The organism is Polaribacter sp. SA4-10 (assembly GCF_002163835.1).
Taxonomy (GTDB): Bacteria; Bacteroidota; Bacteroidia; order Flavobacteriales; family Flavobacteriaceae; genus Polaribacter.
The window spans coordinates 3,226,339-3,247,627 of record NZ_CP019331.1 but is presented as its reverse complement, the minus strand read 5'-3'; the positions used below and the strand labels follow the sequence as shown (position 1 = coordinate 3,247,627).

Here is a 21,289-nt window from a genome sequence, read left to right as displayed (position 1 = left end):
TGTATATTTGAGAGGAACAGGTGTTTTTGATGTTATAAATTAAATTTCAACTACTTTTCACTAACGTTAAGTATAAGTTATTCAAACGATACATAATCAGAATAACGAGCGAAAATATTCAAAAAAGAGTAATAAAAAAGACCCGTTTTCACGAGTCTTTTTTTATTATATAAGAGTATTTATATTACCAGCGTATAATAACAGAACCCCAAGTAAATCCGCTACCAAAAGCAGCCAAAACAACTAAATCATTGTCTTTTATTTTACCAAGTTCCCACGCTTCTGTTAATGCAATAATTACAGATGCAGCAGTTGTGTTTCCATATTTCATTATATTATTATAAACCTTATCATCAGACAACTGAAACTTCTTCTGAATAAACTGTGCAATACGTAAATTAGCTTGGTGAGGGATTAACATATCAATATCTTCTTTCTCTAGATTATTGGCTGCTAAACCTTCTTTAATTGCTTCTGAAAAACGAGTAATTGCATGTTTAAATACAAATTGTCCATTCATATAAGGATAATAAGAAATATCATCTGGGTCATTCGCTTCTAAAATTTCTGGTACCCAACGTTGTGTAGAAGGTCCTTCTAAAACCAATTCTTTAGCATGTTTTCCTTCAGAATGTAAATGCGAAGATAAAATTCCTTTCCCTTTTTCTTCACTTCTAGATAAAACTGCAGCTCCTGCTCCATCACCAAAAATCACAGAAACATTTCTTCCTCTTGTAGAGCGTTCTAATCCTCCAGAATGATTTTCCGCACCAATTACCAAAATGTTTTTATACATTCCTGTTTTTATAAATTGGTCTGCAACAGACATTGCATAAATAAAACCAGAACATTGGTTACGCACATCTAATGCACCAATAGTTGGCATTCCAAGCATGTCTTGTACTTGAACTCCACCACCAGGAAAATACATATCTGGACTTAAAGTAGCAAAAACAATAAAATCGATGTCGTCTTTTGTTAAACTAGCTCTTTCAATTGCAATTCTAGCAGCTTTTGCTCCCATAACTGCAGTTGTATCTCCAGATTTTGGATCTATCCATCTTCTTTCTTTAATACCTGTTCTTTCTTGAATCCATTCGTCTGAAGTTTCCATGAATTCCTTTAAATCATTGTTTGTAACAACATTTTCTGGAACATAATACCCAAGACCTGTAATTTTTGAATTATACATCGTTTTTAATTATGACTTTTATTTATTTGATTGTTTGTCGTATGCTAAAATAGTGATTTTTGTCTATATAATAGACTACTTGCTTTTTTAGCTTAATGATCATCCTTCTGTCATCTTGTCATAAATAAATCTTTGGTATTTTTTTTGACTACTACTTATCACAAATAATAAAGTAAAACAAAACATAAATAAAAATGGCAAAAGGAAATATTAATGTATCGGTAGAAAATATTTTTCCACTGATTAAAAAATTCTTGTATTCTGATCACGAAATTTTTTTACGTGAACTTATTTCTAACGGAACAGATGCAACTACAAAATTAAAACACTTAATTTCTATTGGTGAAGCCAAAACAGAATTAGGGGATGCTAAGATTGAAATCAGCATAGACAAAGATGCTAAAACCCTTACAATTAAAGATCAAGGTTTAGGAATGACAATGGATGAAGTTGAAAAATACATCAACCAAATTGCATTTTCTGGAGCTGAAGAGTTTTTAGAAAAGTACAAAGACGACAAAAATGAAACGGGTGTAATTGGTCATTTTGGTTTAGGTTTTTACTCTGCTTTTATGGTTGCAGAAAAAGTAGATATTTTTACAAAATCTTTTAAAGATGCACCTGCAGCTCATTGGACTTGTGATGGTTCTCCTGAATATACTTTAGTTGAACACGACAAATCTGACAGAGGATCAGAAATTGTTTTACATATTGCAGAAGATTCTTTAGAATTTTTAGAAGAAGGTAAAATTGAAGGTTTATTAAACAAATACAATCGTTTTAACCAAGTGCCAATTAAATTTGGAACGAAAGAAATTAACGATCCTGAGTTTACACCAGCAACTACAAAAGATGCAGAAGGTAAAGAAACAACGGAGCCTCACAAACAAATTACAGTTGATAAAATCATCAATAATACAGCACCAGCTTGGACAAAAGCGCCTGCTGATTTAAACGATGAAGATTATGATAATTTCTATAGAGAATTGTATCCAACGCAATTTGAAGAGTCTTTATTCCACATTCATTTAAATGTTGATTATCCTTTTAATTTAACAGGAATTTTATTCTTCCCTAAGTTAAGTCCATCAATGGATATGCAAAAGGACAAAATTCAATTATATCAAAATCAAGTTTATGTAACTGATAATGTTGAAGGAATTGTACCTGACTTTTTACAAATGTTAAAAGGTGTTATAGATTCTCCAGACATTCCATTAAACGTATCTCGTTCTGGTTTACAAGCAGATGGAGCCGTAAAGAAAATCTCTGGTTATATTACTAAAAAAGTAGGTGATAAATTAGTTTCTTTATTCAAAAAAGACAGAGCCGATTTTGAGAAAAAATGGAACGATATTAAAGTAATTATTGAATACGGAATGTTGTCTGAAGATAAATTCTTCGACAAGGCTAAGAAGTTTGCTTTATATCCAACAGTAGATAATACGTATTTCACTTTTGATGAATTAATTGAGAAAACAAAAGATTCTCAAACTGATAAAGATGGAAATCATGTTATTTTGTATGCTGCAAATAAAGATGCACAACACAGTTATATTCAAGAAGCGAAAGCAAAAGGGTATGAAGTGTTAATACTAGATTCTCCAATAATTTCGCATTTAATGCAAAAATTAGAAGGCGCTGGTGAAAAAGTGAAATTTACAAGAGTAGATGCTGATCATATTGAAAATTTAATTAAGAAAGATGAAAATGTAATTTCTAAATTATCTGATGAAGAAAAAGAAACGTTAAAGCCAATTATTGAAGGTGCTGTAAATTCTAAAACGTATACAGTTCAATTAGAAGCTATGGATTCTGCTTCTTCTCCTTTTATGATTACTGTTCCAGAATTTATGCGTAGAATGAAAGAAATGCAAGCTTCTGGTGGTGGTGGAATGATGGGAATGGGTAATTTTCCAGATATGTACAATTTGGTTGTAAATACAAATAGCCCATTAGTTTCTGATATCTTAAATAATAAAGATGAAGCAGCACAGAAACACTTAATCTCTCAAGCTTTTGATTTAGCTAAATTGTCTCAAAACCTTTTACATGGTGAAGAGTTAACAAACTTTATTAAACGTTCTTACGAATTAATTAAATAGCAACACAGTTGCTTTAAATATTGAGCCTCCTTGTGAAAACAAGGAGGCTTTTTTTTATATAAATTGTTAAAAAAACGATTTGTCTTAAAGAAAACTTAAAGCTATATTTTATCTCTGAAAGAAGGTTTGAAAAACGAGTTAGTAATGGAACCAACGAGTTTGCAGCAGACATGCCAAAGGCTTGGTTCAATAAAAACTATTCAAAACCTTTATTAAAGTGATTTTTTAAATATATTATTTGTACAAAAACCATAGCGGTAAAAAAAGCAATTGCATAAAATAATGTGTTAGAAATTGATAAATTATCAAATAAATTAGGAATCTGAATTTTATTTAAAAAACTTAAATCTACAGAAGGGAACTTAATAGAACTTGTAGTTTTATCGCTATATAAAAGCCACACACAAGTAGCAATAAATCCATATACAACAAACCACATTTTCTTAGAAATTAAAGGCTCGTTTTTTAATACCGTTTTCTTCTCTTCTTGTAAAAGAGTATCCATAATATTGTTTGTAAAGTTAGAATTTGGAGATTCTAAATCTATTTCTTGCAAATACTTTTTAAGAAAAATATCTTCTTTTAAATCTTGTTTATTTTTTTCCATAATGCGCTATCATTTCAGGTTCAAAACGTTCTTTTACAATTGCTAATAATCGTTTTCTTGCTCTGTGTAATTTTACTTTTATATTTGCTTCAGAAAACTGAGTAACTTCTATAATTTCTTTTAAACTTAATTCTTTATAATAGAAAAACCATAAAATGGTTCTTTCTTCTTCTGGTAGTTTCTCTAAACAATTTTTCAACATTTCTGCTCTTTCTTCCCTTTCCATTGATTTTAAAACATCATCAGAAGAGCTTACATTAAAAGAGGCTAATGTTTCTATAGAACTTGTTCTGTATTCTTTTTCGTTCTTTTTAAACCTATCTAAACAATTGTGATAGGTGATTTTATACAACCAAGTAGAAAATTTAGAATCGCCTTTAAACTTAGATAAATTTTTAAATGCCTTTATAAATGTATCTTGACTTACTTCTTCTGCTTCTTTCCTATTCTTAACCATTTTCAATGCCAATGTAAACACCAAATCTTTATAGGCAGTTACTAGTTCTGCAAAGGCATTTGTGTTGCCTTGCAATACTTTTTGTATAATTAGATGGTCTTTGTTAGTCATTTTTTTATATGACTGTATATTTTAAATAAAGGTTACACATTTTTGAAAAAATATTTTTTATGTTTTTTTTGTAACCTTTTCTTAAAATCAATCGTCAAAGCTACAAACACAATAAAATTAAACATTTAAAAAACAATAGTATGGAAGTAGCAATAGTATTTATGTTCTTGTTCGCAGTAATTTTCGGAATCTTTTATTTATTTTATTCAACAAGAAACAAAGAGCGTTTGGCTTTAATAGAAAAAGGAGCAGATGCAACAATATTTATGTCTGGAGAAAAACGAAAAACAGCACCGTTTTGGAAAGTTTTAGTTTTAAACTTAGGGTTATTAGCTGTAGGAATTGGAGTTGGAATTCTATTAGGTACATTATTAAGTTATAATTTTGCACATAATGGTTCATGGGAAACTAGACCTGATAATTATATTGATTCAGGTGTTTTCTATGCAGCTTCTATCTTTTTATGTGCTGGTGGAGCTTTATTAATTGGTTTTAAACAAACTAAAAAATTAGATACCGAATAACTTTTTCATTAAAATTCAATTCTAAAAACCATTTCAATTTTATTGAAGTGGTTTTTTTGTTTTTAAAAAGGCTGTATCTTAGAGCAAAATCTTTAGAAAACGAAGAAGTAATTGAAATTCCATTTTGGTATTATAATACAGTAAAAATTAAACAAATTTATTCACATTAAAAATACAACTTACTATGAAAAAAGGAATGCTATCTATTTTTGCATTTTTGTTACTACTTACTTCTTGTAAACAAGAAACACCTAAAGAAGCAAAAATAATTTCAGAAAACTCAGCGTTTAATCAGTTATTAAAAGAGTATAATAAAGGGAAGTTAAAGTTAAACCCAATAAGCGCAACTTTTGCAGGAGACAATCGTTTTAACGACCAATTCCCAAATACATTGTCTGATGAATATCAACAAAAAACAAAAGACTTTTACACCGTTTATAAAGCCAAATTAACAAATTTTAAAGACAATTCTTTAACAGAGGGCCAGCAAATGAGTAAAGCTGTTTTGGATTGGGATTGCGAAATGGCGTTGGCTCAAAATAGTTTTAAAAATGATGTATTATTACCTATAAATCAAATGTGGACTATAAATTTAACTATAGGACAATTGGCAAGTGGTAGTAGCGCACAACCCTTTAAAACGGTTAAAGATTACGAAAATTGGTTAAGTAGATTAGACAAATACAATGTTTGGTTACAGTTTGCTAAAAAACGAATGCAACAAGGTATTAAAGAAGGTTATGTGTTACCAAAATCGTTAACAAAAAAAATAATTCCGCAGTTTAAAACACTTGCAACAGTGCATCAATCTTCAGAAGGAATATTAGATTTCTCTACGCATTTATTTTATTCTCCTATTAACAATTTTCCAGACAGTTTTTCTTCCGAAGAAAAAAACAAATTAACTGCTAATTATACAGCTATATTAAATGATAAATTAGTTCCGTCTTTTAAAGAATTACATTTATTTTTAAAGTCAGATTATTTAAACGCAGGTTTATTAGAAAGCGGAATTACTGCTGTTCCACAAGGAAAAGCATATTACCAGCACGCTATTAAAAACTACACAACAACGAATATGACGGCAGATGAAATTCATACACTTGGTTTAAGCGAAGTTGAAAGAATTTTATCCGAAATGGAAAAAGTAAAAACAGAAGTTGGTTTTAAAGGAAGTTTAAAAGATTTTTTCAATTTTGTTAGAGAAAATAAAGAGTTAATGCCTTATAAAACTCCGAAAGAAATTTTAGCTAATTTTAATGCAATTCATGAAAAAATGAAACCGCAATTAGAAAAATTATTTGGAAATAAACCTAAAACACCATTTGTAGTTAAGCAAACCGAAAAATTTAGAGAAGCTTCTGCAAGTGCAGAATACAATCCTGGTTCTTTAGACGGTACAAGACCGGGTGTTTTTTACACCCCAATTCCTGATGCTACAAAATACAATGTATTTTCTGATGAAGCTTTGTTTTTACATGAAGCAATTCCAGGACACCATTATCAGATTTCATTAACACAAGAGAGTAAAGTTTTACCAGATTTCAGAAAAACATTATGGTATAGTGCGTATGGTGAAGGTTGGGCTTTATATACAGAAAATTTGGGTAAAGAGTTAGGTTTGTATACAGATCCATATCAGTATTTTGGAATGCTAGGAATGGAAATGCACAGAGCAATTAGATTAGTGGTGGACACAGGAATACATGCAAAAGGTTGGAGCAGAGAAAAAGCAATTCAATATTCTTTAGAGAATGAAGCTGAAGGAGAAGCAAGTATTATTTCTGAAATTGAACGTTATATGGCGAATCCTGGGCAAGCATTATCCTATAAAATTGGTCAGTTAAAAATTAGAGAACTACGTGCAAAATCTAAAAAACACTTAGGTGAGAAATTTGATATTAGAGAATTTCATAATCAAGTTTTAGAAACAGGTTGTATTCCCTTAGCTTTATTAGAAAACAAAATTAATAATTGGATCGCTTCCGTAAAATAATTTGTTCTTGCACTTTTTAACACCTCTTTATAAATTTATAAAGAGGTTTTTTGTATTTTTAAATTCTAATTTCTACCGATGAAAAAAATCACATTACTATTCTTATTTATTTCAATATCGATGTCTGCACAAACAGATGCAAAAATTTATGATATTATCAACGCTGTTTCTTCAGATCGAATTAAATCTGACATAAAAACACTGACTGAATTTGGCACAAGAAATACCTTTTCTGACACCCTTTCTACTACGCGTGGAATTGGTGCTGCAAGACGTTGGATAAAATCTGAATTTGAAAACATTTCTACAAGCTGTAGTGATTGTATCGATGTCTTTTATCAAAAAGATTTAGTCACCACAGAAATGGGTAAAAGAGTACCTCATGATGCTTGGGTTGTAAACGTAGTTGCGATACAAAAAGGCACAAAATACCCAAACAGATATATTATTATGAGTGGTGATATTGACTCTAGAGCAAGTGATACGATGGATTTTACAACGGATGCTCCAGGTGCAAATGATAATGCCTCAGGAATGGCAGGAACTATTGAAGCTGCAAGAGTTTTAAGTAAATACAAATTTGAAAGCAGTATTGTTTATGTTGGTTTATCTGGAGAAGAACAAGGTCTTTTTGGTGGAGCAGGATTGGCAAAATATGCAAAAGATAAAGGTTGGGAAATTATTGGAATTTTAAATAATGATATGATTGGAAATATAACAGGTGTTGATGGTGTTATAGACAATCGTGCATTTAGAATTTTTTCTGAACCAGTTCCTGCAAATGAAACCGAAAGACAAAGAAAAATGCGTCGTTTTTATGGTGGTGAAGTTGATGGAATTTCACGCCAATTAGCAAGATATACTCATAAAATGACTAAAACTTATATGCCAGAAATGAACCCAATGATGATTTACAGATTAGATAGGTTTGGACGTGGAGGACATCACAGACCTTTTAATGATTTAGGATTCCCCGGAATTAGAATTATGGAAGCGCATGAGAATTACACACAACAGCATCAAGATATTAGAATAGAAAACGGTATAAAATATGGTGATACTTTTGAAAATGTAAATTTTGAGTATGCTAAAAAATTAACTGCTGTAAACTCAATAACGATGGCAGGTTTAGCTTCTGCTCCGCCAAGTCCTACAGAAGTTTCTATTGGAGGAATTGTACAAGCTTCCGTAAAATTAAAATGGAATAAAGTTGAAAGTGCAAAAGGGTACAAAATTTATTGGAGAGACACTACTTCTCCTACTTGGGATCATAGCAGATATGTAGAATCAACTGAATTTACTTTAAAAGGAATTGTAATTGATAATTTCTTTTTTGGTGTTGCTTCAGTTGATGAAAACGGACATGAAAGTGTTGTTGTTTTCCCCAATAAAATTATGAGATAAGTGTTAGAAAAAACAGAACTCTATTTTAAAAATGATAGTGAATGGCGTAATTGGCTTTCAGAAAATTACGATATTTCTATTGGAATTTATTTAATTTTTTACAAAGTTGAGAATGAAGAAGAATCTATGCGATGGGAAGAAGCTGTAAAAGTTGCACTGTGTTTTGGTTGGATAGATGCTACCGTTAAAAGTTTAGGAAACGGAAAACGTAGACAATATTTCTGTTCTAGAAATCCAAAAAGTGTTTGGAGTGCATTAAATAAAAAGCATATTAAAGAGTTAATAGAAGCTAATTTAATGCATTACAAAGGTTTAGAAATTATTGAAATTGGCAAACAAAATGGATCTTGGACTGCTTTAGATGCTGTTGAAAAAGGTATAATTCCTGCAGATTTACAAGCAGAATTGAATAAAAATAAAACTGCATTAGAAAACTACAATAACTTTGCACCTAGTTACAGAAAGAGTTACCTGTATTGGTTGAACCAAGCAAAAAGAGAAACCACAAAAAATAACCGAATTATAGAAATAATTCGGTTATGTGCTGCAAATATTAAATCTCGTGGTAATTGGTAATCAATTATAGTCCACTCATAAAGTTCCCATAAGGATCTTTAAATTGTGTGCCTTCTGCAAATCTATATTTGCTTAATTTTTTAAATTCTACTAACCCCCATAATATAAACTCTTTCATAAAATAAATATCAGATTCATTTAGATTCGGTTGGAATTTATTTAAGAAATCATTTAAAGGAGTTACTTTGTCTAATTCATTTTTATATTGTTTTTCGGTAAAATCATTTAACAATTCAAAGTCTTCATCTGTATTAAAAAACCAAGAAATAATATCATCGTAAGGAGTTTCTGCATCTTGCTTTTCTATTTTTTTTATTTCAGGAAAATAGGTTGTAAATAAAGTTTTTATTGCATTTGTAATCAAATTTTCTGCAACTACTTGCGCTCCTTCTTGTTCACCTTCATACACTAATTCTACTTTTCCTGTAATGGCAGGAATAATTCCATCAAAATCACTTAAACGAATCATTGTTTTCTCTTCACCAGAAAGCAAAGCTCTTCTTTCTGCTGTACTTAATAAGTTTTCAAAAGCAGTAATACTCAAACGCGCACTTACACCACTTTTGGCATCTATATACTCACTTTCTCTAGCTTCAAATACAATTTGCTCCAACAAATCTTTTGCTAATTCTGGCACTTGTATAAACTCTTTTTGTGAGCTTGCTTTATTCGCTTCTTGTTGTGTAATTATTTTAGCCGTTTCTATATCTTCTGGATAATGCGTTAAAATTTGAGAGCCAATTCTATCTTTTAAAGGCGTTACAATACTTCCTCTATTCGTATAATCTTCTGGATTTGCTGTAAATACAAATTGCATATCTAAAGGTAAACGTAATTTAAATCCACGAATTTGAATATCTCCTTCTTGCAAAATATTAAACAAAGCAACTTGAATTCTAGCTTGTAAATCTGGCAATTCGTTAATTACAAAAATGCATCTGTTTGCTCTTGGAATCATTCCGTAATGAATCACCCTATCATCTGCATAAGATAATTTTAAGTTTGCGGCTTTTATTGGGTCTACATCACCAATAATATCTGCGACAGTAACATCTGGCGTTGCCAATTTTTCTGCAAAACGGTCATTTCTATGCAACCAATAAATTGGGGTTTTATCTCCTTTTTCTTTTATCAATTCAATAGCAAATCTTGAAATAGGTTTTAGAGGATCATCATTAATTTCAGAACCTTCAACTACAGGAATATATTCATCCAATAAATTTACCATTAACCGTGCTAAACGTGTTTTTGCTTGCCCTCTTAAACCTAATAAGTTAATATTATGCTTACTCAAAATTGCGCGTTCTAACTCTGGAATAACTGTATTTTCATATCCATGAATTCCTTTAAAAACAGTTTCTTTACTCATCATTTTACTAATGAGGTTTTCTCTTAACTCATCTTTAATAGATTTGGATTGATATCCTGACTTCTTTAATTCTCCTAATGTTTTTATAGTACGTATGCTCATATATTATTTTTTCAGAAACAAACATTGCAACTATTTTTCTTTGCAACTTTGTTCTTTATTTTTAACCTTTAATTCTTTTTTTTCTGTTTGTTTCGTAGTCTTCAAAAATCATTTCTCCCAATCCTTTTAAACCTGTATAAAATGCTTTTCCTTGGTTTGCTTTTGTAAATGCCTTAACAAATTGCATTAAATAAGGATCTTGAGCTATCATAAAAGTAGTTATTGGAATGTGTGATTTTCTTGCTTGCTGTGCCATTGCATAACATTTATCTACAATGTGTTTGTCTAAACCATTACTGTTTTTATAATATTGTCCATCTGGTAAACGCAAACAACTTGGTTTTCCATCAGTAATCATAAATATCTGTTTATTAGTATTTCTTTTTCTTCGCAATAAATCCATTGCTAACTGTAAACCAGCAACCGTATTTGTATGATAAGGCCCAACCTGTAAATAAGGTAAATCTTTAATTTTGATAGACCAAGCATCGTTTCCAAAAACAATAATATCTAAGGTATCTTTTGGATAACGAGTTGTAATTAGTTCAGCTAAAGCCATTGCAACTTTTTTGGCTGGTGTAATTCTATCTTCTCCATATAAAATCATAGAATGACTAATATCAATCATTAACACGGTACTCATTTGACTTTTATGCAGCGTTTCTTCAACAACTAAATCATTCTCTGTTAAATTGAAGTTTTCTATTCCGTTATTAATTTGTGCATTTCTAATGCTTTCCGTCATTGAAACTTTATCTAGAGCATCACCAAATTGGTAATTTCTAAAATCTCCTGTGTGTTCATCTCCAATGCCAGAAGATTTACTTTTATGATTTCCTGCACCACTCCTTTTTATTTTTCCGAAAATATGATTTAACGCTTGCTGACGGATTGCTCGTTCTGTCTTTGATGTAATTTTAGTTTCACCCAGTCCATCTCCTTTTATTTCTTCTTTAATGTATCCTTTCTTTTTTAAATCCTCAATAAAATCATCAATCGTATAGTTTTCATCCGTTAATTGATATTCTTTATCTAAAGAATGCAGCCAATCTATAGCTTCATCAAAATCTCCAGAAGTATGAGTAATCAATTCCTTGAAGATTTCAAATAATTTTTCGAAAGGAGATTCTTGTTCTGTCTCATAAGTCTTAAAGACAAATCCTTTTCTTTTCGTTGTGTTTTTCATCATGATAAAAATACGCTTTTAAGAAACCTAATAAAGAGAATTAACATTAGTTTATTATATGTAGATATAAATTTGTTTTATTAAAAATAAAAAAGATTAAACAAAAAAATAATTATATTTGCAACATGTCAAAAATATTAATTACAGGAGGAACTGGTTTAGTTGGTAAAAGACTTACTGAGTTATTAGTAAATAAAAATCATGAAGTTGTAATTTTAAGTAGAAGTCCACAGAATAAAAATGAGTTTAAATGGGATATTTCTAAAAGTTATATTGACGAAAAAGCATTTAAAAATATAGATTTTATAATTCATTTAGCTGGTGCAGGAATTGCTGATAAGCGCTGGACTAGTAAAAGGAAAAAAGAAATTATTGAAAGTAGAGTTAAATCTACAGATTTACTTTTATCAAAAGTAAAAGAGTTTAAAGTTCCATTAAAAAAGTTTATTTCTACTTCTGCTACTGGTTTTTATGGTGGTGTAACTTCAGATAAAATTTTTAAGGAAGAAGATAGTGCATCCACTGATTTCTTAGGAAGTGTATGTGAAAAATGGGAAAATGCAGCGCTTCAATTTAAAAATGGTGGAATTCCAGTAACTATTTTAAGAACCGGAATTGTATTATCTAAAAAAGGAGGTGCTTTAGAGAAAATGAAAACACCAATTATTTCTCCATTAGGTTCTGGAAAACAATATATTCCATGGATTCATATTGATGATCTATGTAACATGTACATAAACGCTATAGACACTAATTTAGAAGGTATTTATAATGCTGTTGCACCAGAACACCATACAAGTAAATCATTTTCTAAACTTTTAGCAAAAAGTATAAAACGTCCTTTTTTACCTATAGGAGTTCCCTCTTTTTTATTGAAATTAATTTTTGGTGAAATGGCTGTAATTCTTTTACAAGGTAGCAGGATTTCATCAGATAAAATAAAGAAAACTGAATTTAACATTCAGTTTTCTTCATTACAAAAAGCGTTAAAAGTTATATTTAACAACTAATTTATTTATACTCTTTCATTTTACCTGTCCAAGTTTTACCACCAAGAGTAGACTCATAAAAAATATACCCTCTTTTTACTTTCGTAATTTTCATATGTAGTCTTGTTCCTTCGTTAAAAGGGAAATTTGGTAGATTAGATTCTTTTATTGTCATATAACATTCATCGATAGAAACCCATGAAATTTTGGATTTTATATAATGCTCTTTATTATTATAATATTCTGTATGGTTCTCATTATTGAAAATAACCAAAACGTCATCTCCATGAGATTTATATGTATATGTTTTGTTCTCTACAAGAGGAATTAGTTTTATAGGAGCACTCTCATGTTCTAGAGTTCTATCTAATCTAATTGTATTCATTGCGTATTCTTGACATTCAACTGTAAAGTTAATAAGTAAAATCAAAGTTAAAAAAAGTTGCTTTTTCATAATTAAAATATTAAGGGAATATTGTGTTTTTATTATATAGTAAAGTTACATTATAAAGAAGTACTTGTCAATCACTGAAAACAGTGAAATTTTCAGCTCACTGAAAACAGTGAGTTTTATCACAGAAAACCGTGAGAGAAAAATAGAGAGAGAGAGAGAGAGAGAGAGAGCAAAAAAAAAGCGAACTAAATGTTCGCTTTTTTTTTAAGACTATATATTTTATTAAACTAAATAAATTTATACTATTATTAGGATCAAAATAAATAGAGAATAAGAATGAAAAAATATTTATTGGTAAATTACTTCTGTATACTTAACATTAATTAGAACTAAACTAAAATACTTATTAGAAAGTAGAAACTATATTTATTGCAACATCACTCCACGTTTTTGAAACCCCATCTGCTCCTTTATGCAAATCATAACAAACCTTATTAAGAGATAGTAATGCTTTATTTGCATTCCATTTATTAATATCTAAAGTAGCTTTCATAGAAAACACATTGCCTACAATTGAATAAGTAAAGGGTAATTTCTCTGTTATTCCATTCATTTTAATATTCGAATAACCAATAGAGTCATTTTCTATGATTAAATTACCAGACAATAATTTAGTATTGTCCATAACTCCGAAAAAAAACTTTTTAATTTTATAATCTCTGCTGGTGTCTTTCGTAAAAAGACTACTTACAGGAATTGAAAACACTGTGTTATTAATAGCATCCTTAATCGAGTTTCCTTCCCCTCCAGAAACGATGTCTATTTTTTTAAATTGACCTCCTACAGCAACTTTCTCTGTAGTTTTATAAGCTAAAAATTTAATATCATTAGTAGCTGACTTTAATGAAAAAGCAGCCTGAGATTTTTTGACTTCTTTAGAAACCTTGTTTTCACTATCCTTTTTTACTTCTGATTTACATGCCGAGAAACTAGATACTAAAACTATTAAGAAAGATAAAATAAGCGTTTTTTTCATGGTATTACTTTTTTATTTATAAAATTGTGTTTGCTAACTTGATATATTCTTTTTTTGCTTCCTCAGCAGACATCCCATTTAATTGCATCCAAGCATTAAATTTAAATGCACTTCTTACATTTAGACCACTATTAAAAGAAAACTTATTACCAAAATTTGCTTGCTTATAATAAGCATAAAACAGTAGCATTATATCTGGTGCTACACCTTTTTTAAGTTTAGATATTTTATTGAAAGCCTCCTTAAACTCTATGTCTAAATCAGTATTCATACGTTTATTTTTCTGCAACAACTTGAACGCCACCCTTTACTTTATCACCCAATTTAACATTTAATTTTGTACCAATTGGTAAATACAAATCGACCCTTGATCCAAATTTAATAAATCCGGCATCAGTTCCTTGAACAACAGTATTGCCTTCTTTTGCATAATTTACAATTCTCTTAGCTAAAGCACCTGCAATTTGTCTGTACAAAACATCTCCAAAAGTAGCATTATTAATAACCACAGATGTTCTTTCATTTTCTGTAGATGCTTTTGGGTGCCATGCAACCAAATATTTACCTGGGTGGTATTTACTATATTTTACTACTCCACTCATTGCATATCTTGTTACATGCACATTTATTGGAGACATAAATATAGATACTTGTAATCTTTTGTCTTTAAAAAACTCTGGTTCTTCAACCTCTTCAATTACTACAACTTTACCATCTACTGGAGCAATAATAGTAGTATCACTTAAAGGAGTGTTTCTTTTTGGGTTTCTAAAAAACTGAAGAATTATAATTAGAAAACCAATTATTAAAACTTGAATAGCTTTTAACAGCCAATTAATTTCTATTAACTTTTCTGCTAATAAAATACCTGCAATTGACAATGCAAAAGCAATAATAATAATCTTATACCCTTCTTTATGGAAACGAATCATATTTAAATAATAAAGTTAATATACAAATATACAAATGGTGCCGCAAATAATAAGCTATCTAACCTATCTAAAACTCCTCCATGACCTGGCATTATAGTTCCACTATCTTTTACTTTAGCTTGCCTTTTAAACTTAGACTCTACCAAGTCTCCAATAGTTCCAATAACACAAACAATAATAGCTATAATACACCAATTTAGAATACTAAAGTCATTATTATATTTACTAATAATAAATGATGCTATAATAGCAAAAACTAATCCCCCTATAAAACCTTCAATTGTTTTTTTTGGTGAAACCGATTCAAATAATTTTCTCTTACCAAAGTTTTTACCCACTAAAAATGCAAAACTATCATTAACCCAAATTAAAACTAAAATAGAAATTACTAAATATGGGTTATAAATACCCTTATAAAAAGGCAATAAAACTAAGAAACACATAGAAAAAATAAAATATCTAATCGTAAGACCTAATTTTGATCTATCATTTAAAAAAATGATTTCTTTTTTACTGTATAACTGATAAATAAGGTAAACTGATGATAAAATTGTAATTATTAAAATTACAGTTACTCCATAATTATCTGGTCTTTTCAGCATTAAAAACAAAGTTAAACCAAAAAACAAATAAGGAATAATGTTTTTAAATTTAATCATTTTTGAAAATTCCCAAATACCTATAAAACCAAATAACGATATGAGTACAACATACGATTCTTTAGAAAAAAGAATCGCAGAAATAAATATTAAAACGTAAATAATTCCAGAAAAAATCCTTCTCAAAAAGTTGCTCATATTATAAATCTTCAAACAGAAGCAAATATAAGTTTTTTGAGTTACTGTTACCGTAGTTTAGAAAATTATCATCGTTTTTATTGATATTATAATTTTTAATTGCGGATATATTTGTTGGAAGGTTTTTCTTACAATTTACCTTTATTCCTGTTAAACCTTGACCAGTATTCTTAACTAATTGACTTGTAGTTGCGTAAACAATAAAGTTTTCTGACAACTCAGACAGTTTTCTGCTTTTTAATTGATTTGATGAAAATAAAACATCTCCATTGTCTGCAATTAAATGTTCACAACTTGTAAAAACAGGGAGCTCTGAGTTAACTTTTTCTGAAATTGAAATTTCTTTCTTGTTTACAAATGAAGAAAGTTCATTATTCAGCAAGATTATTTGATTCCAATTATTTTCTAAAAAAATCTTTTTAAGATTAGAAGTAATCTCTTCCTTTTTTACACAGTATAAAAACTTCCCTCCTTTTTCAAGGAAATTATGCACAAACGAATCATCTAAAGATAATTCTACTTCTTGTTTTTTGACCTCCTCCTCCTCTTTTGAAGAGCCATTAAATAGCTTCTTAAAGAAATTCATTTTTCAATTAAAGTTATTTAGCTATTCTTCAGTTTTGTTTTCTACTGGGGGAATATTAACTTGTTCTTCTTCCGTTTTGTTTTCTACAGGAGGAATATTAACTTCTTCTTCAATTTTATTTTCAACTTTTATAGCTACTACTTCGTCTTCAAAAGGTCTTTCTCCAAATATTTTTAGTAAATCGTCTTTAAAGATAACTTCTTTCTCTAATAATAACTCAGCTAAAATAGTTAATTTATCTTTATTTTCAGATAATAATTCTATTGCTCTTATATACTGAGCCTCTATCATTTTAGAGATTTCTTCATCAATAGTTTTAGCCGTATCTTCACTATAAGGCTTTACAAAACCATCATTTCCAGAAGAATCATAATACGTTATATTACCAACTTTTTCATTTAAACCATATACTGTAACCATTGCTCTAGCTTGTTTGGTTACTTTTTCTAAATCGCTTAAAGCGCCTGTTGAAATTTTATTGAAAATAATTTTCTCTGCTGCTCTACCTCCTAAAGTAGCACACATTTCATCAAGCATTTGTTCAGTTTGCACAATCATCCTTTCTGCTGGCAAATACCAAGCTGCGCCTAAAGACTGCCCTCTTGGAACAATAGTTACTTTTACTAAAGGAGCTGCATGTTCTAACATCCAACTTACTGTTGCATGACCTGCTTCATGAAAAGCAATTGTTTTCTTTTCTTTTGGAGTGATTACTTTGTTTTTCTTTTCTAAACCTCCTACAATTCTATCTACAGCATCTAAAAAGTCTTGATGATAAATTGCTTTTTTATTATGTCTTGCTGCAATTAATGCTGCCTCATTACACATATTTGCAATATCTGCACCAGAAAAACCAGGTGTTTGTTGTGCTAAAAAGCCAATATTAACATCATCTGCTAACTTTAAAGGCTTAATATGAACCTCAAAAATTTCTTTCCTTTCATTAATGTTAGGTAAGTCTACATAAATCTGACGATCAAAACGTCCAGCACGCATTAAAGCACTATCTAAAACATCTGCTCTATTTGTTGCTGCTAAGACAATAACATTTACATCAGTACCAAAACCATCCATTTCTGTAAGCAATTGATTTAAAGTGTTTTCTCTTTCATCATTACCACCAGTCATACTATTTTTACCACGAGCTCTACCAATGGCATCAATCTCATCAATAAAAATAATAGAAGGTGATTTTTGAGCTGCTTGTTTAAATAAATCTCGAACTCTAGATGCTCCTACTCCTACAAACATTTCTACAAAATCTGATCCTGATAAAGAGAAAAACGGAACATCTGCCTCACCTGCAACAGCTTTGGCTAATAATGTTTTCCCTGTACCTGGAGGCCCTACTAGTAATGCTCCTTTAGGAATCTTACCACCTAAAGAGGTATATTTTTCTGGATTTTTTAAGAAATCTACAATTTCTTGCACTTCTTCTTTAGCTCCTTCTAAACCTGCAACATTTTCAAAAGTAGTTTTTACTTTAGTATCTTTATCAAAAAGTTTAGCTTTAGATTTTCCAATATTAAAGATTTGACCTCCTCCACCAGCGCCACTTCCGCCACCAGACATTCTTTTCATAAAAAACAACCAAACTGCAATTAAAATAATAAAAGGCAAGAAACCTAGTATTGTTTCAAACATACTTGTTCTTTCGTCATTTTTTAAATCAAAATCTAATGCTTTTTCTTGTCTTACTCTTTCTATGTTATTTTCGAAATTTTGTAAATCCCCAAAATTATATTCATATAAAGAAGAGCCTTTTCTGTAAAAAGCTGAAGTTTTAACCTTCTTGTATTTGTCTTTGTTTAAAGATTCATCTTTTATAAAAATCTGAGCTATATTATTGTTTACAACAACAATTTTAGAAATATCATTTTCTTTTAATATTTCATTAAACTCATTTTTAGAAATGCTTTTTGTTGCTAAATCTCCGCTATTAAAAAACTGTACAGCTATTAACACTAAAAATATTGCTCCATAAATCCAATATGCACTGAATTTAAATTTAGGCATATTAGAATTACTATCTTTTTTTGAATCACTCATTTCTTTAAAATAAAAATGTTTATACTGGGTTTATTTCCGTAATCACTGCATCACCCCAAAGACTTTCTATATCATAAAATTCTCTAACATTTTTTTGAAATATATGAACAACAACATTCACGTAATCCATTAAAACCCATTCAGAATTTCCTTGTCCTTCAATATGCCAAGGTTTGTCTTTAAGTTCTTTACTAACTACCTTTTGTACGGAACCAGAAATTGCATTAACTTGTGTATTCGAGTTACCTGAGCAGATTATAAAATAATCACAAACAGTATTCTCTATATCTCGTAAGTCTAATAATTGAATATTTTCTCCCTTAACTTCATCAATTCCTTTAATTATTACAGAGATTAACTCATCTGTACTTACCGTTTTTTTAGCCATTAATTTTTTTTCTAATTTATCGCAAAGTTATTGTTTTTTTGCGAGTATTTTGTGTAATATTGAACTACTTTATACTTTATTTAACACTTGAAAATAATCAAACTTAATGCCATTAATTCTACTAATTCTTTTTTAAAAGAATTGGCACAAGATGCTGCTTTAAAAAACTTCACAGTTGCTGTCACCAACAATCAAACTAACGGCAGAGGACAACAAGTAAACAAATGGATTTCTAAACCATTTAAAAACCTAACATTCAGTGTATTTATAACATTTTCTGACTTACAAATTCAGAAAAAAAAATATTTAAACTTTGCTGTTAGCTTAGCCATTTATGAATCTCTTTTAGATTTAAACATTCCAAGAACAACTATTAAATGGCCTAACGACATTCTGTCAGCAAATAAAAAAATATGTGGTGTTTTAATAGAAAATAGCATTAAAGGCAGTAAAATAAAATCTTCAATTATTGGAATTGGTTTAAATACAAATCAACAAGTTTTTCCTGATTTTTTAAAAAATGTTACATCTCTAAAAAATTTAACTGGAAAAAATTACGATCTAGATATTCTATTAAAACAAATAGTAGAAAAAATAAAAGAAAAAGTAAAATTACTTGATGATAACAATTTTGCCGATTTAGAAAAAAGCTATCTAAATGTATTGTACAAAATAAACATCCCAACTATATTTAAAAATAGTGAAGATGTTTTATTTATGGGAATTATTACAGGAATTTCTAAAGATGGAAAACTTCAAATTCAACTAGAAGATGAGACCATTAAAGAATTTGGAATAAAAGAAATAACTTTTATTTAAAGTTTCCCTATATTTTCTGACAAGGTATCTACAAACTTAGTTAATGGCTTTTTAATCATCATTGTCATCATTGGATTAAAATCTCCCTCAAATTGAAGTTGAACCTCACTTTTATTCTCCGAAATCTCAGTTATATTTGCCGCCAATGTAAATGGTAATTTGCTACTTGCTGCTCCTAAAGTAATATTAGAAAACTCAGTTTTTTCTTTTAATACCAATCTAATTTCTGGCATTCCTGGTAGACCAAAAATAAAAGAATCTCCTTCAACTTCAAATTTCTTAATATCTTCAGGCATTAATTTTTCAAAATTATTTAATTCTGAAAAAAATGCAAATAACTCTTTTGCTGATTTTTCTACTACTTCTATATTTCCTGCTATATTCATATATTATTATTTATTGCCTCCATTCACTTGGTTGACTCCTCCACTCTTTCAAAGTAAGCAACTCTTTTTCAGAAACATAATCACTATCTAATGCTTGTTCTAATAAATGATCATAATTACTTAAAGTTGTTAAACTTACATTCTTTTCTGCAAAGTTTTTATCTGCAACATCAAATCCGTAAGAGAAAATAGCCACCATACCTTTTACAATAGCTCCAGCTTCTTTTAAAGCTTCAACAGCATTTAAACTACTATTACCTGTACTTATTAAATCTTCAATTACAACAACATTTTGTCCGCTTTCTAAATAACCTTCAATTTGATTTTTTCTACCATGCTTTTTTGGTTCTGGTCTTACATAAATAAAAGGAACGCCCAATACTTGAGCAACTAAAACACCTATAGCAATAGCTCCCGTCGCTACACCAGCAATAACATCTGGTTTACCATATTGTAGCTCTACAATTTTAGCCATTTCTTCCTTTAAAAAAACACGTACAGCTGGATAAGATAATGTAATTCTATTATCACAGTAAATAGGCGATTTCCAACCCGAAGCCCAATTAAAAGGCTCATTAGGGCTCAACTTAATTGCTTTTATTTGCAACAAAAGCTCTGCCGTTTTTTTTGATGTATCTTTGTTTAAAATCATGTCACAAATGTATAAAGTTTTTGTAAATGATAAACCTATAATCGTCACTTCTTCTTTAAAAAAAGAAAATATTTTTCCAACTTACATTATTAAGAACATTATAGTAGATGAACTCATCTACAAATTGCAAGATGAAAACATTAAGGGAATCTACTTACACGCAAACGATTTAGAGAACGATTGGGCATTATTTATTAAGAAATTCAAGATTGTTTCAGCTGCTGGAGGCCTCGTTTTAAACCCTAAAAAAGAAGTTCTATTTATATTTAGAAGTAACAAATGGGATTTACCGAAAGGAATAATAGAAAAAGGTGAAAGCATAGAAACTACAGCTATAAGAGAAGTAGAAGAAGAGTGTGGTATTTATAATTTAAAAATTATACAACCATTACTTACCACGTATCACGTTTATTATCGAAACGGAATTAAACTAAAAGAGACCCATTGGTTTTTAATGAGTTCTGATTATTCTAAAGAATTAGTCCCACAAATTGAAGAAGAAATTACAGAAGTAGTTTTTAAATCTGATATAGAAATACATAAGGCTTTAAAAAATACTTACGGAAATATAAAATTAGTATACGATACTTATAAAGAAATGTAGTTTTCTAAAAATTACCATTACCTTTGCC

General features: G+C 29.5%; 23 protein-coding genes. 8 read left to right on the top strand and 15 right to left on the bottom strand.

From position 1 onward, the window contains the following. Positions 1–184: 184 nt before the first annotated feature. The gene (locus BTO04_RS14265; protein ID WP_087565135.1) at positions 185–1,192 is read right to left on the bottom strand and encodes a 3-oxoacyl-ACP synthase III family protein; all 1,008 of its coding nucleotides are present in this window, start codon (positions 1,190–1,192) and stop codon (positions 185–187) included. Between the two features lie 194 nt (positions 1,193–1,386). Between BTO04_RS14265 and htpG the strand changes: the two genes are divergently transcribed. After that, positions 1,387–3,297 (top strand): molecular chaperone HtpG, encoded by a 1,911-nt coding sequence (gene htpG / locus BTO04_RS14260; protein WP_087565134.1) that lies wholly within the window; start codon positions 1,387–1,389, stop codon positions 3,295–3,297. 196 nt (positions 3,298–3,493) lie between these two features. Here the strand turns inward: htpG and BTO04_RS14255 are convergent, their stop codons facing one another. Beyond that, positions 3,494–3,904 carry a hypothetical protein gene (locus tag BTO04_RS14255; protein WP_087565133.1) on the bottom strand — a complete coding sequence of 137 codons (411 nt, stop codon included), beginning with the start codon at positions 3,902–3,904 and terminating at the stop codon, positions 3,494–3,496. Next, a complete protein-coding gene (locus BTO04_RS14250) occupies positions 3,891–4,472 on the bottom strand; it encodes an RNA polymerase sigma factor (RefSeq protein ID WP_087565132.1) in 582 nt (193 codons plus the stop codon). The genes BTO04_RS14255 and BTO04_RS14250 overlap by 14 nt, the downstream gene beginning before the upstream one ends. Before the next feature lie 140 nt (positions 4,473–4,612). Here BTO04_RS14250 and BTO04_RS14245 point away from each other — a divergent pair, with 140 nt between their 5' ends. From BTO04_RS14245 to BTO04_RS14230, 4 genes are all read left to right on the top strand, one after another. Further along, positions 4,613–4,996 (top strand): DUF6249 domain-containing protein, encoded by a 384-nt coding sequence (locus tag BTO04_RS14245; RefSeq protein WP_087565131.1) that lies wholly within the window; start codon positions 4,613–4,615, stop codon positions 4,994–4,996. A gap of 184 nt (positions 4,997–5,180) precedes the next feature. Further along, complete coding sequence (locus BTO04_RS14240) at positions 5,181–6,992, top strand: DUF885 family protein (RefSeq protein ID WP_087565130.1); 1,812 nt, start codon at positions 5,181–5,183, stop codon at positions 6,990–6,992. Between the two features lie 78 nt (positions 6,993–7,070). After that, a complete protein-coding gene (locus BTO04_RS14235) occupies positions 7,071–8,396 on the top strand; it encodes a M28 family peptidase (protein ID WP_087565129.1) in 1,326 nt (441 codons plus the stop codon). Then, positions 8,397–8,972 carry a YdeI family protein gene (locus BTO04_RS14230; RefSeq protein ID WP_087565128.1) on the top strand — a complete coding sequence of 192 codons (576 nt, stop codon included), beginning with the start codon at positions 8,397–8,399 and terminating at the stop codon, positions 8,970–8,972. It begins immediately after the preceding gene. 4 nt (positions 8,973–8,976) lie between these two features. On the opposite strand, the gene BTO04_RS14225 is transcribed toward BTO04_RS14230, so the two are convergent. Together BTO04_RS14225 and BTO04_RS14220 are read right to left on the bottom strand one after the other, a co-directional pair. Then, positions 8,977–10,443 carry a magnesium chelatase gene (locus BTO04_RS14225; protein ID WP_087565127.1) on the bottom strand — a complete coding sequence of 489 codons (1,467 nt, stop codon included), beginning with the start codon at positions 10,441–10,443 and terminating at the stop codon, positions 8,977–8,979. 61 nt (positions 10,444–10,504) lie between these two features. Continuing rightward, a complete protein-coding gene (locus tag BTO04_RS14220; protein ID WP_087565434.1) occupies positions 10,505–11,629 on the bottom strand; it encodes a VWA domain-containing protein in 1,125 nt (374 codons plus the stop codon). Positions 11,630–11,754: 125 nt separating this feature from the next. Here BTO04_RS14220 and BTO04_RS14215 point away from each other — a divergent pair, with 125 nt between their 5' ends. Then, complete coding sequence (locus BTO04_RS14215; RefSeq protein WP_087565126.1) at positions 11,755–12,639, top strand: TIGR01777 family oxidoreductase; 885 nt, start codon at positions 11,755–11,757, stop codon at positions 12,637–12,639. Between the two features lies 1 nt (position 12,640). Here BTO04_RS14215 and BTO04_RS14210 read toward each other — a convergent pair whose 3' ends face one another. The 8 genes from BTO04_RS14210 to rsfS all read right to left on the bottom strand — a co-directional run bounded on the left by BTO04_RS14210 (position 12,641) and on the right by rsfS (position 18,800). Next, positions 12,641–13,072, bottom strand: coding sequence for a hypothetical protein (locus tag BTO04_RS14210; protein ID WP_087565125.1), 432 nt, complete (start codon positions 13,070–13,072; stop codon positions 12,641–12,643). 346 nt (positions 13,073–13,418) lie between these two features. Then, on the bottom strand, positions 13,419–14,048 hold the full coding sequence (locus tag BTO04_RS14205; protein WP_087565124.1) for a YceI family protein: 630 nt from the start codon (positions 14,046–14,048) through the stop codon (positions 13,419–13,421). Positions 14,049–14,064: 16 nt separating this feature from the next. Further along, positions 14,065–14,319, bottom strand: a complete 255-nt coding sequence (locus BTO04_RS14200) for an acyl-CoA-binding protein (protein WP_087565123.1) — start codon at positions 14,317–14,319, stop codon at positions 14,065–14,067. A gap of 4 nt (positions 14,320–14,323) precedes the next feature. After that, the gene (locus BTO04_RS14195) at positions 14,324–14,980 is read right to left on the bottom strand and encodes a phosphatidylserine decarboxylase family protein (protein WP_087565122.1); all 657 of its coding nucleotides are present in this window, start codon (positions 14,978–14,980) and stop codon (positions 14,324–14,326) included. Between the two features lie 2 nt (positions 14,981–14,982). Then, complete coding sequence (locus BTO04_RS14190) at positions 14,983–15,777, bottom strand: CDP-archaeol synthase (RefSeq protein WP_087565121.1); 795 nt, start codon at positions 15,775–15,777, stop codon at positions 14,983–14,985. A gap of 1 nt (position 15,778) precedes the next feature. After that, entirely contained in the window at positions 15,779–16,363 is a 585-nt protein-coding gene (locus BTO04_RS14185; protein ID WP_087565120.1) for an LUD domain-containing protein, read from the bottom strand. A 21-nt stretch (positions 16,364–16,384) separates the two neighbouring features. Further along, positions 16,385–18,412: an ATP-dependent zinc metalloprotease FtsH gene (gene ftsH / locus BTO04_RS14180; RefSeq protein ID WP_087565119.1), complete on the bottom strand. Its 2,028-nt coding sequence runs from the start codon at positions 18,410–18,412 to the stop codon at positions 16,385–16,387. Between the two features lie 19 nt (positions 18,413–18,431). Further along, positions 18,432–18,800 (bottom strand): ribosome silencing factor, encoded by a 369-nt coding sequence (rsfS, locus tag BTO04_RS14175; RefSeq protein ID WP_087565118.1) that lies wholly within the window; start codon positions 18,798–18,800, stop codon positions 18,432–18,434. Positions 18,801–18,887: 87 nt separating this feature from the next. On the opposite strand from rsfS, the gene BTO04_RS14170 reads away from it, so the two are divergent. Continuing rightward, positions 18,888–19,619 (top strand): biotin--[acetyl-CoA-carboxylase] ligase, encoded by a 732-nt coding sequence (locus BTO04_RS14170; RefSeq protein WP_087565117.1) that lies wholly within the window; start codon positions 18,888–18,890, stop codon positions 19,617–19,619. On the opposite strand, the gene BTO04_RS14165 is transcribed toward BTO04_RS14170, so the two are convergent. Together BTO04_RS14165 and pyrE are read right to left on the bottom strand one after the other, a co-directional pair. Next, on the bottom strand, positions 19,616–20,005 hold the full coding sequence (locus tag BTO04_RS14165) for an orotate phosphoribosyltransferase (protein ID WP_087565116.1): 390 nt from the start codon (positions 20,003–20,005) through the stop codon (positions 19,616–19,618). The two genes, BTO04_RS14170 and BTO04_RS14165, sit on opposite strands and share 4 nt — an antisense overlap. A gap of 10 nt (positions 20,006–20,015) precedes the next feature. Then, complete coding sequence (pyrE, locus tag BTO04_RS14160; RefSeq protein WP_087565115.1) at positions 20,016–20,657, bottom strand: orotate phosphoribosyltransferase; 642 nt, start codon at positions 20,655–20,657, stop codon at positions 20,016–20,018. On the opposite strand from pyrE, the gene BTO04_RS14155 reads away from it, so the two are divergent. Further along, positions 20,656–21,261, top strand: a complete 606-nt coding sequence (locus tag BTO04_RS14155) for an NUDIX hydrolase (RefSeq protein WP_087565433.1) — start codon at positions 20,656–20,658, stop codon at positions 21,259–21,261. The two genes, pyrE and BTO04_RS14155, sit on opposite strands and share 2 nt — an antisense overlap. The last annotated feature ends 28 nt before the right edge of the window (positions 21,262–21,289 follow it).

Bases quoted from the DNA above. Each gene is read 5' to 3' on its own strand.
- BTO04_RS14265 (WP_087565135.1), bottom strand. From the start codon at position 1,192: ATGTATAATTCAAAAATTACAGGTCTTGGGTATTATGTTCCAGAAAAT.
- htpG (WP_087565134.1), top strand. From the start codon at position 1,387: ATGGCAAAAGGAAATATTAATGTATCGGTAGAAAATATTTTTCCACTG.
- BTO04_RS14255 (WP_087565133.1), bottom strand. From the start codon at position 3,904: ATGGAAAAAAATAAACAAGATTTAAAAGAAGATATTTTTCTTAAAAAG.
- BTO04_RS14250 (WP_087565132.1), bottom strand. From the start codon at position 4,472: ATGACTAACAAAGACCATCTAATTATACAAAAAGTATTGCAAGGCAAC.
- BTO04_RS14245 (WP_087565131.1), top strand. From the start codon at position 4,613: ATGGAAGTAGCAATAGTATTTATGTTCTTGTTCGCAGTAATTTTCGGA.
- BTO04_RS14240 (WP_087565130.1), top strand. From the start codon at position 5,181: ATGAAAAAAGGAATGCTATCTATTTTTGCATTTTTGTTACTACTTACT.
- BTO04_RS14235 (WP_087565129.1), top strand. From the start codon at position 7,071: ATGAAAAAAATCACATTACTATTCTTATTTATTTCAATATCGATGTCT.
- BTO04_RS14225 (WP_087565127.1), bottom strand. From the start codon at position 10,443: ATGAGCATACGTACTATAAAAACATTAGGAGAATTAAAGAAGTCAGGA.
- BTO04_RS14220 (WP_087565434.1), bottom strand. From the start codon at position 11,629: ATGAAAAACACAACGAAAAGAAAAGGATTTGTCTTTAAGACTTATGAG.
- BTO04_RS14215 (WP_087565126.1), top strand. From the start codon at position 11,755: ATGTCAAAAATATTAATTACAGGAGGAACTGGTTTAGTTGGTAAAAGA.
- BTO04_RS14210 (WP_087565125.1), bottom strand. From the start codon at position 13,072: ATGAAAAAGCAACTTTTTTTAACTTTGATTTTACTTATTAACTTTACA.
- BTO04_RS14205 (WP_087565124.1), bottom strand. From the start codon at position 14,048: ATGAAAAAAACGCTTATTTTATCTTTCTTAATAGTTTTAGTATCTAGT.
- BTO04_RS14200 (WP_087565123.1), bottom strand. From the start codon at position 14,319: ATGAATACTGATTTAGACATAGAGTTTAAGGAGGCTTTCAATAAAATA.
- BTO04_RS14195 (WP_087565122.1), bottom strand. From the start codon at position 14,980: ATGATTCGTTTCCATAAAGAAGGGTATAAGATTATTATTATTGCTTTT.
- BTO04_RS14190 (WP_087565121.1), bottom strand. From the start codon at position 15,777: ATGAGCAACTTTTTGAGAAGGATTTTTTCTGGAATTATTTACGTTTTA.
- BTO04_RS14185 (WP_087565120.1), bottom strand. From the start codon at position 16,363: ATGAATTTCTTTAAGAAGCTATTTAATGGCTCTTCAAAAGAGGAGGAG.
- ftsH (WP_087565119.1), bottom strand. From the start codon at position 18,412: ATGAGTGATTCAAAAAAAGATAGTAATTCTAATATGCCTAAATTTAAA.
- rsfS (WP_087565118.1), bottom strand. From the start codon at position 18,800: ATGGCTAAAAAAACGGTAAGTACAGATGAGTTAATCTCTGTAATAATT.
- BTO04_RS14165 (WP_087565116.1), bottom strand. From the start codon at position 20,005: ATGAATATAGCAGGAAATATAGAAGTAGTAGAAAAATCAGCAAAAGAG.
- BTO04_RS14155 (WP_087565433.1), top strand. From the start codon at position 20,656: ATGTCACAAATGTATAAAGTTTTTGTAAATGATAAACCTATAATCGTC.
- pyrE (WP_087565115.1), bottom strand. From the start codon at position 20,657: ATGATTTTAAACAAAGATACATCAAAAAAAACGGCAGAGCTTTTGTTG.